Origin of the sequence: Chryseobacterium sp. KACC 21268 (genome assembly GCA_028736075.1) — a bacterium.
GTDB lineage: Bacteria > Bacteroidota > Bacteroidia > Flavobacteriales > Weeksellaceae > Epilithonimonas.
Genome location: CP117875.1, coordinates 3663487 through 3677882, shown reverse-complemented (window position 1 = coordinate 3677882; position 14396 = coordinate 3663487). Strand labels below are relative to the sequence as shown.

At 37.7% G+C, this 14396-nt stretch carries 10 protein-coding genes; 4 read left to right on the top strand and 6 right to left on the bottom strand.

Annotation, left to right across the window (positions count from 1 at the left end):
- Window positions 1-59: 59 nt before the first annotated feature.
- Window positions 60-1025 (bottom strand): NAD-dependent epimerase/dehydratase family protein, encoded by a 966-nt coding sequence (locus tag PQ459_16780; protein ID WDF46543.1) that lies wholly within the window; start codon window positions 1023-1025, stop codon window positions 60-62.
- A 186-nt stretch (window positions 1026-1211) separates the two neighbouring features.
- Here PQ459_16780 and PQ459_16775 point away from each other — a divergent pair, with 186 nt between their 5' ends.
- On the top strand, window positions 1212-2033 hold the full coding sequence (locus PQ459_16775) for a sulfurtransferase (GenBank protein ID WDF46542.1): 822 nt from the start codon (window positions 1212-1214) through the stop codon (window positions 2031-2033).
- 165 nt (window positions 2034-2198) lie between these two features.
- Here PQ459_16775 and PQ459_16770 read toward each other — a convergent pair whose 3' ends face one another.
- Window positions 2199-5408 (bottom strand): hypothetical protein, encoded by a 3210-nt coding sequence (locus PQ459_16770; protein ID WDF46541.1) that lies wholly within the window; start codon window positions 5406-5408, stop codon window positions 2199-2201.
- 198 nt (window positions 5409-5606) lie between these two features.
- On the opposite strand from PQ459_16770, the gene PQ459_16765 reads away from it, so the two are divergent.
- Together PQ459_16765 and PQ459_16760 are read left to right on the top strand one after the other, a co-directional pair.
- Window positions 5607-6365, top strand: a complete 759-nt coding sequence (locus tag PQ459_16765; protein WDF46540.1) for a T9SS type A sorting domain-containing protein — start codon at window positions 5607-5609, stop codon at window positions 6363-6365.
- An 86-nt stretch (window positions 6366-6451) separates the two neighbouring features.
- Window positions 6452-7222, top strand: a complete 771-nt coding sequence (locus PQ459_16760; protein WDF46539.1) for a T9SS type A sorting domain-containing protein — start codon at window positions 6452-6454, stop codon at window positions 7220-7222.
- Between the two features lie 73 nt (window positions 7223-7295).
- Here PQ459_16760 and PQ459_16755 read toward each other — a convergent pair whose 3' ends face one another.
- From PQ459_16755 to PQ459_16740, 4 genes are all read right to left on the bottom strand, one after another.
- Window positions 7296-10112 (bottom strand): aminopeptidase, encoded by a 2817-nt coding sequence (locus PQ459_16755; GenBank protein ID WDF46538.1) that lies wholly within the window; start codon window positions 10110-10112, stop codon window positions 7296-7298.
- A 193-nt stretch (window positions 10113-10305) separates the two neighbouring features.
- Window positions 10306-11664 carry an orotidine-5'-phosphate decarboxylase gene (pyrF, locus tag PQ459_16750; protein ID WDF46537.1) on the bottom strand — a complete coding sequence of 453 codons (1359 nt, stop codon included), beginning with the start codon at window positions 11662-11664 and terminating at the stop codon, window positions 10306-10308.
- A 186-nt stretch (window positions 11665-11850) separates the two neighbouring features.
- Window positions 11851-12402, bottom strand: coding sequence for a DNA-3-methyladenine glycosylase I (locus tag PQ459_16745; GenBank protein WDF46536.1), 552 nt, complete (start codon window positions 12400-12402; stop codon window positions 11851-11853).
- A gap of 31 nt (window positions 12403-12433) precedes the next feature.
- Entirely contained in the window at window positions 12434-12754 is a 321-nt protein-coding gene (locus PQ459_16740; protein WDF46535.1) for a MazG-like protein, read from the bottom strand.
- Between the two features lie 94 nt (window positions 12755-12848).
- On the opposite strand from PQ459_16740, the gene PQ459_16735 reads away from it, so the two are divergent.
- Window positions 12849-14384: a serine hydrolase gene (locus PQ459_16735; protein WDF46534.1), complete on the top strand. Its 1536-nt coding sequence runs from the start codon at window positions 12849-12851 to the stop codon at window positions 14382-14384.
- Window positions 14385-14396: the final 12 nt, after the last annotated feature.

The following is a 14396-nucleotide window of genomic DNA, read 5'->3' as shown; positions in this document are numbered from 1 at the left end:
TATAATTACTTAAAAATCAATTGTTAAAATCATATTAACTTAAATTGATAATTTAAATTTTATGATTTGCCTAATTTCTTCTTTAAATTATTTATCATATCTATCGACATGGATGAAATATCGAATTTGTAATCCAATCCCCAGTCCTGTTTTGCAGCAGAATCATCAATGCTTGCCGGCCAAGAATCGGCAATCGCCTGACGGAAATCTGGCTCATATTTTATTTCAAAATCTGGAATGGTTTTTTTGATTTCAGCAGCTAATTCTGAGGGTGTAAATCTCATACCGCCGAGGTTGTAAGAGTAACGGATTTTAACCTGTTCTTTTGGCGCGGTCATCAGCTTGATTGTTGCATCGATCGCGTCGTCCATATACAGCATCGGCATCGCTGTATCTTCTTTGATGAAACTTGTATATTTTGCATTTTCTACCGCTTCATAGAAGATCTCTACGGCGTAATCTGTAGTGCCTCCTCCGGCTGGCGCTTTCCAAGAAATAAGACCAGGATAGCGAATACTTCTGATGTCAACACCGTACTTTTCGAAGTAATATTCGCACCATTTTTCTCCAGCCATTTTTGAGATGCCGTACACTGTTGTTGGATTCAATACCACTTCCTGTCCTACATTTTCCTTTGGGATTCCTTTGCCAAATACGGCGATGGAACTAGGCCAGAATATCTTTTTGAGTCTTCCTTCCTTTGCCAACTCGCAAAGATGGATCAATGGGTCAAGGTTCAGTTTCCAGGCGAACAATGGTTGTTTTTCTGATGTTCCGGACAGTAAAGACGCCAAGTGATAAACCGTCGTGATGTTGTGTTCTTTAATCACTTCAGTAACAGCTTGGAAATTAGTGACATCTAATCTTTCGTAGTAGCCAGCTTCTGTAATGCCTTCTTTCCATTTTTCAAGTCCGGACGCGATCACGTTTTCTTTGCCGTACATTTCACATAGTCTTACTGTGAGTTCTGTTCCGATCTGTCCTAATGCGCCCGTAATGAGGATTTTTTCTTGTGGTGTTTCCATTTTTTACTTTTATTGATTCGCAAATCTAATTAATTTAAATATTTGAGTACAATTTTTCAACTGTAAAAGATTTCTGTTGTTTAAGTTGACAAAATAAAATAGTTGAAATACTTTGTGAGATTGTGGTATTAGTTTAATTTTATGTTCACAAAGACTTACAATTTCAGTTCCAAAATCTCAAATCCTATGAAAACGAATTCCATAATAAATACCGACGAACTTTATCAAATTTCTAATCATCCAAATCTAAAAATATTTGATGTTCGAACTGGCCAAAATGCTAAAGATGAGTATCAGAAAAAGCATTTGAAGAATGCCGTATTTGTAGATTTGAATACGGATCTGGCAGAAATTGATAATCCAAAAAATGGTGGTCGACATCCACTGCCGGCGTTTTCAAATTTCATCAAGACCTTAGGAAAATTGGGAATTGACAAGGATTCTGAAGTTGTCATCTATGATGATAAGAATGGCGCGAATGCTGGCGCAAGATTTTGGTGGATGTTGAAAGCGATTGGTCACAAGAATGCACGCGTTCTGAATGGCGGTTTGCAATTTGCAGAAAATCAAAATTATCCTGTAAGTTCTGGCGATGACAGTTATCCTGAAACCGAATATATTTCTGAATTCAAAGACTGGCAATTGCCTCTATTTTGGATTGATGATGTGAAGGTGGCAACAGAAAATCCTGAATTTCTGATTGTAGATGTCCGTGAATCCCAGCGTTACCAAGGAATCACCGAACCAATCGACTTGATTGCAGGACATATTCCCAACGCGGAGAATTTCCCATTCTCTGATAACTTGGATGAAAATGGCCTATTCAAATCACCTGAAATCCTACACGAAAAATACACAGAGTTCTTTAAGAATAGAAATTCTGACAAAATCATTTTCCATTGTGGCAGCGGCGTGACGGCTTGTCATTCACTTTTGGCTTTGGATCACGCTGGTTTCGAAATTCCGAATCTGTATGTTGGAAGCTGGAGCGAGTGGAGCAGGAATTGAGCTGGAGAGTTTGAGAGTGGGTGGGTTTGAGAGTTTGAGCCTGTGGGATTTGAATTTTGGAATATCCTAATTTACAATTTCATCTATAAAACTTCTGTAATACTCATTCGCTCCAACTATATTACTTTAAAACTCTCAAACTCTCAAACTCCCGGACACTCCCACTTAAAAACTCGCTCTGATCTGCATACTTCCAATGTGAATCGTTCTTTCGCCGGAGTTTCTGCCTTCGTAATTAACATTCAGTTGGATGAAGGAGTTGATGGCTTGCTGGATGAATAGTGACCAAACCTGGTTTTTTCCGACTTTCAAACCTTCCAACATTTGATTTCCGACGATGCTGTAATTGTTCCCAGTGAAATCATTATTAATGAAAGAAAAATTAGCGCGAACTGAAGTTTTCACCTTTTCCCACTGTAGTGTTCCGGAGATCTCGTACGTCTTTAGTAGTTCCACACCGTCGGTTCTTTTCTTTTGGCGAAGGGCGCCGAAGAGTTCTGTCTGTAAACTTTCGGACAGTTTGTAAGTCGCTTTTGGTTTGGTTTCCCAGTTTTGAAGAAGATAATTTCGCGAATCGTAAACCTGTGAACTATTCGTCACATTTTGAATAGAATTTTCCCAATCCGTACGGAAAGATTTGGTGAAGGAGTAGCCAACATTCAAGAGGTGAGATTTCTGGCCGTGCGCTTCATTGCTGAAATTGGCGTTGACCAAATTATCATTGTCTGTATATCGATAACTCCCGTTCCATCCCGATTTGTCATTAGAATTAAATATGGCCGATGCTAAGATATTTTGCGTTCTCAGCAACTGGTCACTTTCTTTTTTGAATGGATTCCATACCAAAACCTGGTCGTTTTTGAGATAGGAATTCTGTGAAAGCAATGAGAGGTTGAAGTTCCAACGTTTTAAAAATTCGTTTTTAGAGCTTATGATGACTGAGGGATTGACGAATAAGGCCAACTGAAGCTTGTTTTTGTTCGATGCCAAGTAATTCACACTATTTGTATAAACCCTGATGTATTGGGCCAGATCGGCGTATTCTGCCGCCTCGAACTCATCTAATTGCTGTATGCCATCATTGTTGTAATCGGTCCATTTGTAAACACCTTGTCCGTCTGTCACCTTGATGTATTGGAATTCACGCTGTGCTTCCTGACCATTTCCGAGTTCGTAGAAGAATTGCAGGCGCATCCCATTGTTGAAGAGCTGCTGATTATAAAGAATATTTCCAACTACAAAATCCTGATTCTGATCATTAGCCAGACTCTGATTTTCGTAAAAAAACTTTCTGTAATGAACCAATGTGGATAGCTGTGTTTTCTCGGTTTTAATAATTTGGCTTTCTGCCATAATCCCGAGAATATTGTTCATCTTCTGCAATCTATTGTCTTGCACGGAGTCGTTGCTACGGAAATAAAGTTTTGTCAACAATTTGGTTCTTGCAGAGTCGGCTATCTTTTTCTGAATGAAAAGTTCTTTCCAGCTAAAACTAGTGACATCCAGGTTTTGAGTTAAGTTGTATTTTTTCTCATTGTGCTCCATAGAACCTCCCAGCATCCAGCTTCCTTTTTTGCCCGCCAATTCAGTAGAAACTGCACCACGGATGAAGTTGGTATTGATGTCAGTCGATTTGGTATCAAGATAAGAGATGGCCGCAAGATTGTTGAATTTCCCGATCTTCCAAACCGCATCTATATCATTCTTGATGCCTTTGTAATTATCTTTTTCTTCGAGGTAATTCAGTTTGTAATTGATCTTAGAAGTTTTATTAAAGTCATTAAGGAAAGAAAAAATAAATCTGTTTTGAGTGATCTGATTGAACTCATTGGTCAAATTGAAATCTCGCCAAAAATCAACACTGTTAATACGATCTAAGATGTGGAAATTTTTCTGAATGACCTGATATTCCAGCATTGGTATTCCAGTCCAGGTATTTTTTCTGAAAGTCTTGTTGGCATAGATTCTTGCGGCGTAACCAATGTTCTGATCATTGTCTTTGGAAGAAAATGCGTTGAGATCATAATTACTCAAAGAGACATCTGTCCCGATTACGCCTTCATTCAAAGCATATTCCACGTTAGCAGAATAAACTTGAGACTTTTCCGGAGCCGGTAATTTCCTCACTGCGAGATAATCTCCCAGTCCTGTTCCCACATACTGGAAAACACGGCCATTGTTGGTAGTTTGCTGTAGTTGGTAATCACCTTTTCCGCTTCCGAAGTAAGTAAACGAAACTTGGTAAAGTGTCTGTGTCTGATCTGTAGAGAACTCGTAATAGAAAGTATTACCGGAGAAAACTCTTCTGTAAAGAATCTTATTGACGTCGTACTCTGTTTCTACGCCGGACTGAGAGTACATTTGATTCGGATCGTTTCCTGCATTTACCAATTGAAGCTTATCCTCATCGCTCAGGTTGAGGGCAAGGGGGGCATTTTTGTTATCATTTTCTGCAAACCAACTGAAGCCTGCCTTGAGTCTTTCCCGTTGATGTTTGATGTTTCCAGTGACCAGGAATCTGGTGTAATTTCTATTCGTATAATTATAGGAAACGTTGATGAAGTTCTGCTTGTAGATCGGTCGGAAACTCGTAAAGGTGATTTCGCCCGTATTATAATTAATGATGTAATCCTGATTTTCTCCTCTTTTCATTAAGATTCCATCAATGAAAACCTGTTCCGATCCAGAGATGATCGTGATAAACAGTTCTCCGTTTTTCCCCGTCAGTCTGTAAGGCCCTTGATTGCCTTCGATTCCCTGAAAACGCATCCTGAAAAATTCACTTCTGGCAACGCCACCGGAAACATCCACCGATGTTTTGTTACCATTCTTTTCCCAAGCGGTGAGAAACTGCAAGCCCATACTTCTTCTCTGGTAGCGCCCAAAATAAGTGGTTTCATCATTCAGATCCAGATGTCCGGCTCGTATGATGCTGTGATTTTTGATATTGAGCTGAAGATAGATTTTATCAAATTCCTGCAAAGTCTGCGTGTAGCCATCCGCTTGTACGGGAAGATTGTGATCCGAAATCGAAGCTAAGATGGAAACGTCTTGACTCAGCTTTCCGGAAATCTGCATATCCATTGAACTCTGAACAGAAGATCCCTGGTTATTTCCAAAAGTAATTCCTCTGATGATAGAACCTTTGGAATTGAGCTCTCCGAGGATTCTTTTCTTGTCATTTTTTACCAGTACTTCTTCATCATAAATGATCTTATTTTGCTTTTTAACGAAGTCGAGCGTGTCTTTGGTGAAAAAATCCTGGTTAATCCGGGAGATGAAGATGCTGTCTTTTTTAAGGGAATCTTGTGGGATATTGGGGTTTTTCCAACTGAAAATCTGTGCGTTAAAGGGATTTAACGCAAAAAAAATCAATGTTAACAGAAAAATTTTGTTTATCTTAGGCACCCTTTTATTATGATAAGCAAATGTAGTTATAATAGGCTTTGAAACGAATTAACAATTATTTAAAACGGGAAAGGGGTTGTTAAAATTGTAGTTAAAGATAATATTTTATATTTGCGACAGATAAAACGAAACAACAAAAACAATAACAATTTTAAATTTTATATTATGAAAAAATTCTATTCTTTGTTAGCAGCAGTAGCTGTGACAGCAACAGTAACTGCACAAACAACGGTAGTTTCTACTATTACAGGAATCAACAGTGCAGGTGTAGTTGCAACAACAAATAATCCTGCCGATACGAACCTTACATTTAAAGCTGATGCTGGTGCTTCCACTGCAAATGCTCCAGCTTATTTTCCTGTTTCTGGTAGTACACCAGCACACTTGAGATTGTACTCTGTAAGAGGGACAGGAGAAGGTAATACTTTTACAGTAACACCTGCTACAGGTTATATCATTACTTCTGTGACTTTTACAGTTCTTACAGATAAGCCAACTGTTACTTATAACGTTGCTGGAGGAACTACACAGACTGCAACTTTAGCTGATGCAACTTACACGTTGACCAATGCAGCTGAAGCGACTGGCGCTGTGACTTTTAAAAATGCTCATACAGGAGGTTCTAATAACTTACAATTGCGTATCCCTACAATTACGGTTACTTACAAAGCTGCTCCAACTATGGCAGTAGGTGATGCTACAAAAGGAAAAGCTAACTTGGTGAAGAACACTATCGTTTCTAACGAATTGATCTTCGGAGCTTCTGCAAAAGTATCAGTTTACAATACTGCTGGTCAAATCGTGAAAACTGCTGAGGTTTCTGAAAACTCCAGATTAGATGTCTCTGCTTTGCCGAAAGGAACTTATGTGGTGACTGGTGCTGTAAACGCACAAGCTGTTTCTCAAAAAATTATTAAAAAATAATAATAAAAAATGTTAAAAAAATGCTCCCTGTAATTGGGAGCGTTTTTTTCCTTATTTTTGTAACCTAATTTTTAAACTTCAATAAAATGAAAAAAATCTTTACAATTTTAGCTGTTTCAGCTTTAGCTTTTACTGCACAAGCTCAAACAACTTTTAGCTACGTTTGGAACAACCAAGGCTTCACAAATGCTCAAGAAATTACAACTGGTACTATCGTTGCAGGTAAATTAACTTACAGCGTATTGCAAAACGGTTCTGCTACTAGTCCTAAATTTTATACTGCAGGTGGAGGAGCATTGAGAATGTATTCAAGCACTGCTGATGGAAATGGTAACTCTATTGCTCTTATTGCTGCAACAGGTACTAAAATTAATTCTGTGAAAATCAAAACTTCTGGACTAGTTGGAGGTGATAATTATGCTCCTACAAGCGCAGTAGTAACTGTGGATGGTGTAGTTGTTCCAACTGTTTATGATCCTGCAGATGCTACCAATGCTACTTATTTGGTTGCTGCTGCAACTCCGGCTTCAAACATTACACTTAAAAATGGCCAAACTGGAGCTACAACTGCGCAAATCAGAATTCTTTCTTTAGATGTAACTTATTCTGATAACCTAGCAGTTGCTGATTTTACAAAAGCTAACTCTACTTTGGTTAAAAATACTTCAGTAGGTGAGTCTATTGCTTTCGCTAAGACTGCAGATATCCAAATCATCAACGCTGCTGGACAGGTTGTAAAAGCTGCTAAAGTAACAGAAGGTTCTACATTGAACGTTTCTTCTCTTGCAAAAGGTGTTTACATCGTAACTGGTACAGTAAACGGTACTAAAGTATCTCAAAAAGTTATTAAAAACTAATTTAAGTTTTTCTTAAAAAATAGAAGGCTTCCTTATTTAGGAAGCCTTTCTTATTTTGAAATTTTGTAGAGCACTAAAAGACACCACGTCTTAGGTTGTTGATAAGAGCACCCAAATTAAGCACCAATGTATATCGAATTCTATAGCCATAATCTTTAAACGAAGGTTCGAAGCCTAAGCTAGATGCAACCGGGAAATAGACTTCTAAGAAATCAGGAACTACCTTTACCTTAATGCCTGAATCCCAAATGAACTTTGCAGCGTGATTTTTATTTTTGTAAACGCCAGCGTCTGCATAGAGATTGAACCATTTCCATAAGTGAGAATCCACATTGACACTTGTGATAAATTGGTTCACAGATGTGTTGAACATGGATTTAAAACCACCTTCCGCCAAGATAAACTGCTGAGAAAGAATCCCGGATGTGGCACTTTGTCCCAATAATCCATATGAAAAAGAATAGTTTGAAACCCGTGAAATTCCATAGTCGAAGAGATTGTTCTTGGTTTCATTCTTTACAAAATATCCGGCAAACCATCTGAAACTGATCTTCTTATTCTTTGCAAATTCCCAACGGTAAAAGGCCTCTGCGGATATCTTTTGGAAATCCTCCATCCATTGGATATTGGTTCCGATATATTTCTCGTGGATCATTTGATTGTCGGAGTATGCATAGCCCAAATTCCAAAGGTTGTACTTCGCATATTCGTTATTCAAAATCCTAAGAGGAGAGAGTTCACGTTCGTAATAATTGTATGAGAAAAACAAACTTCTGCCGATTGCACTTCTCGGATTTTTATTGAAATTTAAAGATGTTGACGCTCCAAATTTCTTATAAGCCAAATCATTGTCATAATGAAAATACGATCCCGAAACCCCAAAATTCCAACTTCTAAAGAAACTGTCAGGAGGCAAAATAGAGTAGCCAACGCCAGCCGAACCTGTCAGTTTTCCTGTTCCAGAACTATAATATGGCGTCACCGAGTAATCAAATTTCTGATCAAAAATTCCTTGGTTTTTAAAATTCATACCGAATAGAACCTTATCATAAGCATTGAAAGTTAATCTCGGTGTGATGAAGATCTCATTATATTCCGGATTCTGAATGTCTTTGATCAACTTGAATCTGATCTTTTTCATATTCGAAAAAATCCCTTTTGTGTAAAGATAATTGTCTCTGAAATTGGTTTCAGGAAAGATGTAATCGTCGTTCAGAATAATTTTGTTGGTCTGATTTTCCGGGACTGAAATTGTATCATTTTTCAACTCATTTCCATCTTTCCAAAATATTGTCTTTTCGCCAGATTTTTTTTCTGTTTCTATTTTTAAAGGAATGATATCGGTCGTATTTTTATGAATGTTGACCACATAATTGTCTTCCTTTTCCTTGAAATTTTTGAGATTAAAATCAATTCTGTGTTTTTCTCTCATCATTTTTTTTAGAAATGCAGATTTTCCCTGAGACTCAGTTTCAAGACTTTTTAAGAAAGTATCACCTGCAACCTTTCTTTGGTAGTTGTCGGAAAAATATTGTTTCAGAAAATTGTCAAAAGTTTCATTTCCTTGATATTCCGAAATATAATTTAGCAAACTTCCCGTCTCAAACTGGCTGATGGCCGTCGTATTGAAGTTGCTCAATTTGTCAAACGGCGTGGTGATCTTTTGATCGAGATTCTGAGTGTAGATGTAGTGATACGCCAAGCCATAACGCTCGTTCAATTTCAACTTTGAAGCGTGAAATATTTTCAATGGTTTGATTCCGAAGATGTTGGCGTTGTCTGCGAGATTTCCAATAAGTTTATGATTTGGATAATTTTGTTTAAGATATTGGATTTCGAGATACGACTTCAAACCGTTTTTCAACCAATGGTCTTTAGTTTTATTACTGATGAAGTATTCGTCCATCACCTTCTTTGAAATGGTGCTGAAGTAATCCAGGTCCGTCTTCTCATAATCCGTAAACATCTGGAATTTGAATTTCCAAAACTTGATGTCATCGATCCCGATAAATTCTTCCTTCTTCATAAATTTATCAGTAATGAATAGCTTTTCGGGAAGATTTCCGGTCTTTGTTTTGATGAATTTCAAATGATTGGTCAGTACGGAACCTAAGATCTGGCGTTGATATTCATTGGTTTGATATCCCAGGTTCACTTTTACATTTTGCCCATCAACATTGAGTGAAAACTCAGGATAGATTTCTTTCGAGATTTGAAACTCCGGATCATTGATGGATTTCCCTTCAAACTCAAGCTCGTTGTTTTGAATTAGATTAGAATAGATTTTCAAATATTTGGGAATTTCAAAATTAACTTTCCAAAATGAACCAGCGTTGGCGGTTTCTTCCGTGTCACGATAGAAAGAATTGCTCTGATTTTCATCTTCGAAAGTCTCTGGTACGAGGAAAAAATATTTAAGCAAAATATGATTCACATTGAGTCCATAACCCGTAAAACGTGCGTCTGGAAGTGTGATCTCATACTTTAAATTAATAGTAACGCTCTCGCCAGGCTTCAAAGCTTCGGAAAGTGGAATGAAAATGTTCTCCTGTTTTGTGTTGAGTATTTCGGAAGTTGTATTTTTTAAAGAATATTGCAGACTTTCCAATTTTCCCAATTGTTCGTATTTTGCAAAATAAAGATCATTCTTCCTGTCTTCGATTTTCCTTTTAAGTAGAGGTGTTTTCCGTTTCTGATAAGCCGAAACCCAATTCAGAAGTTTGATTTTGTAAATGGATTTCTGATGCGGATTATGATACACCAAAGTCTGCTCCACAGAGATCGATTTCTGGTCGTCATTCAGTTTCACATTCAACCGAATGCTGTCTTGCTGAGCAATCGCCAAGAAATTAAAGGAAAACGAAACCAGAACACAAAAAAGACGCTTCATTAGGAACAATCAGTACTTATCAAAACTAATGATTTTTTTTGATGAATGATGATAGATGGTTGTTAAAGTTTTATGTTAATGGAAATGCGTCACTCTGAGGTTCTGCAAGACCTTCACAGACTGACAGAAATTAAAAACCCTTTCAGAGTTCAAAACACTGAAAGGGTTATAATAAGAATATTTATATTTTTTTTTACAAAGTTTCCAAATACGCCTTCCAGCCTTCGTTTTTATAACGCAAAGCTTCCTGTTCTGGTTCTTCGGATTTGTAAATGCCACGTCCAACGATGATGAAATCGGTTCCGTAATTTTTAATCACGTGGTCCGGCGAATTATACTGTTGACCTTTGTCGTCGCCAGTTTCACCAAGATTGACGCCAGGCGTAAACAATAAAAGTTGGTCAGATATTTCGTTTTGGGCAACGCAACCGATGATGCTTGGATGAGTTTCAATTACTTTCAAAGCTTCTTCGCGGTAATGAGAATCTGTCAAAGTTCCTTTGGAAGACATTCCTAAGATTGCTACGACGCCAACATTCATAAAGCAATCCAAACTTTTACTTCCACCGATAACGTGAGAAGTTACGAGATCTGCCCAATTGGAGATTTTGTAAGTTCCATAAGAAAATTGAAGTTCCTGCGTGTTGCCGATGTCAGCAAATTTCCGGTCTTCCATCAATAGAAAGTTATGTTTCGTTGCCAGATCCTTCAATGGAAGAATGGTTTCGTCGGCATCAAAATCATTCAGAATATCGATGTGCGTTTTCAAAGCCACAATGTGAGGACCAACAAAATCTGCAAAGTTCAATAATTCTTTTGTAGTAATGAAATCTGCAGAGGCAATGAGGTTTGACCTTTTTTCAATCGCAATTTCGAGGATTTTCTTGGCGAAAGAATGTTCGGCAACTTCCAATTTTTGCTCGTAAGACAATCGTTTTTTCTCTTCGAAAATAACCTGGTTTCCACTCACAAAATCCTGGATTCTCGCCACTTCATCTTCATCGATATAATTCACTTCTCTCAAGATTTGCACGACTTCAGAAATATTGAACAACGAATGAACTTTGTAACCTTTGGCTTCCAATTTTTCTTTTCCGCCTTGTTGTCTGTCCAAAACTACAACGATGTCGGAAACTTTGATGCCTTCATTTTCTACTTCATCAATCGTTTCAACCAAAGATTTTCCGGAAGTAATTACATCTTCTACCAATAAGCAGTTCTGTCCTTTCTCATAAATGCCTTCAATTAGTTTTTTGGTGCCGTAAGCTTTGGCTTCTTTTCTTTTGATGATCAATGGAATAAAACTTTCCAAAGACATTGCTGTCGCCATTGGAAGTGCCGCGTAAGGAACACCACAGATGATATCAAAATTATCCAACGGAAGCATTTCCAAAAGATAATTAGCTAATTTTTTTAGGATTTTTGGGTCAGATGCGAGCGGACGAAGATCCACGTAAAACGGACTTTCAATCCCGCTTTTTAGTGTGAAACGCCCAAATTTGATGATCCCAAGTTTGTAACACTCGAGGAAGAATTCTTTTTTACTTTCCATTTACTTTTCTTAGATTTCTACAAATTTAAGGCTATTTTTTTTTAACCACAAAGACACAAAAGAATTCGCGATGGTCACAAATGGCGGAAATTAATTCTTGCAGATTTTTATAGATTTTGCAGATGAAAAATTAAGGATAATGTAAATCTGCTCAGTTTGCTTAATCTGCGAGAAAGATTATTTCAATTAAATTTCTTTCCACTTCGGATTCACAGCAAAAATCTTTTCATTGATTTTACAACTTTCAGAATGTGCACCTTTCAGAAAGCCAATACTCATCAGGAATTCTCCAACGATTTCTCCACCTGTGAACTTGAAAGTTTTCTTGAACAATTTTACCCATTCTTCCTTGGTTTTCGGATGGTGATGTTCCAGCCATTTTTCGAAAGAACCAAATTCCTTTTTCAGGTCCAAAATGGTTTTAGCATTTTCAATCGCAGCGTTTACTTTTAATTTATTTCGGATGATTCCAGGGTCGGACAACAATCTTTCGCGGTCTTTTTCCGTGTAAGCCGCAATTTTTTCGATACTGAAATTGCTGTAAGCTTTTCGGAAAGAATCTTCTTTTTTCAAAATCGTTTCCCAGCTCAATCCAGCTTGGTTAATTTCCATTATCAATCTTCCGAAAAGCTCATCATCATTATGGATGGGAAAACCGTAGTGGTTATCGTGGTAATTTTGGTGCAATGCTTTTCTTTCTTCCGGTTGCATTGTTTCTATGGCGGCGCAATATGACATTCTGTTGGATATTAGGTTTTAGTAATTAGATTTATTTGAATAGGTTTTCAGTTTTAGTAAGGAATTTATCCATTGCTACTTTGATATCGATGTCCATTCTGTCGGAAAGGTTGATGATCCACCAAATTGATTCAGCAAGTTTATGTTCCAATTCTTCATCAGAATTAGCTTTGGACCAAGTTTTCTCGTGAGACATTGTGTTTCTTCCAACCAATCCTGCATCGGACAAAAATCCCAAAGCATCCTGTTCTATTGTCCAGACTTTACCGTTTTGTTTGAGTTCCAAATCGTGGTATGATTTACGGATTTTGATTGACCGTTCTATGATTTCATTAAAATTATCATTTGTCATTTTTGTATTTATTTAAAACAAAAATACAAACAAAATTGATGGATTTAAGTTCCATTTTCCTAAAATCCTTATCTTCGTCCAAAGCTTTTTTAAAATGTACAAATCACTATTTTCTTCCTTTTTCCTTTTCTCTTTCGTCTTGTTCAATGCTCAGATCGAGGAGAAAAAACTCGACGAACTGATTCAAAACTCGCTTAAAACATTTGACGTTCCAGGAATGTCGGTTGGGATTGTGAAAGATGGAAAAGTGATTTATGCCAAAGGTTTCGGTGTTCGTTCGCTTAAAAATAATCACCCAATGGATGAGAATACGTTGGTCGGAATTGCTTCTAACAGCAAAGGTTTCACTTGCACCGCTTTGGCGATTCTGGCAGATGAAGGCAAGATCAACTGGGACGACAAAGTCAGCAAATATATTCCGGAGTTTCAAATGGCGGATCCTTACGTTTCTCAAAATGTGACCATCAAAGATCTGGTGACGCACAGAGCTGGATTAGGTTTAGGCCAAGGCGATCTGATGTTTTTCCCGGAAGGCGGAAGTTTGACCGTGAATGACATCGTCCATAATGTTCGATATTTGAAACCTGAAAATCCGTTCAGAACGACTTTGGATTACAACAATATTATGTTCATCGTTGCAGGCGAAGTGATTCACAGGGTTTCTGGTTTGCAATGGGCAGATTTCATCGAGCAAAAAATTCTGAAACCTGTCGGAATGACAGCGAGTTTCGGCTCTTACAACCGAGCAAAAAATTCCCAAAATATCATCGATGCACACGCGCCAGTAGATGGAAAAGCGATTGCGGTTCCACACGATTGGAACGAAACTGCGAACGCGGCAGGCGGAATTATGAGCAACATCAAAGATATGACGACCTGGGCAGATTTCCTTCTGAATGGTTTTGTGACTAAAGATGGAAAACGCTTGGTTTCTGAGAAAAATGTGCACGAACTTTGGTGCCTTCAGATTGCTGACAAAGTTGGAGCGACTTCGCCTTACGAGACGAAGTTTTATGGTTATGGATTGGGTTGGTTTCTGAGCGATGTGAAAGGTCATTTGCAAGTTCAGCACAGCGGTGGTTTGATTGGAATGGTAACACATTTTACCTTGATTCCGGATATGAAACTGGGAATTGTGGTTTTGACCAATCAACAATCTGGCGCTGCTTTTTCAACAATCACCAACTCTGTGAAAGATGCTTATTTGAAAGTTGAAAACCGTGATTGGCTGAAGCTTTATGGCGAGAGAAGCAAGAAAAATGACGAGCGTTTTGCAAAGCAGAAGAAAGAGATTTACGACAAAGCTTCGAAATTCAAATCTGAGTTGAAGGACGACCAATTCATCGGTTGGTACAAAGACGAATGGTTTGGGATTGTTGAGGTTTCCAAAGTTGGAAAAGGCTACAGAATTATTTCTAAATCTTCTCCAAGATTGAAAGGCGATTTGATTCCATATTCTGCCAATTCTTTTGTGGCGAAGTGGGATGATAGAAGCTATGATGCCGATTCTTTTTTCATTTTAAATTTTGATGAAAATGGAAAAGCGGTTTCTGCGAAAATGAAACCAATCTCTGATGTCACGGATTTTAGTTTTGATTTTGAGGATTTGGATTTGAAGAAGGTTAATTAAAGTTTATTCAAT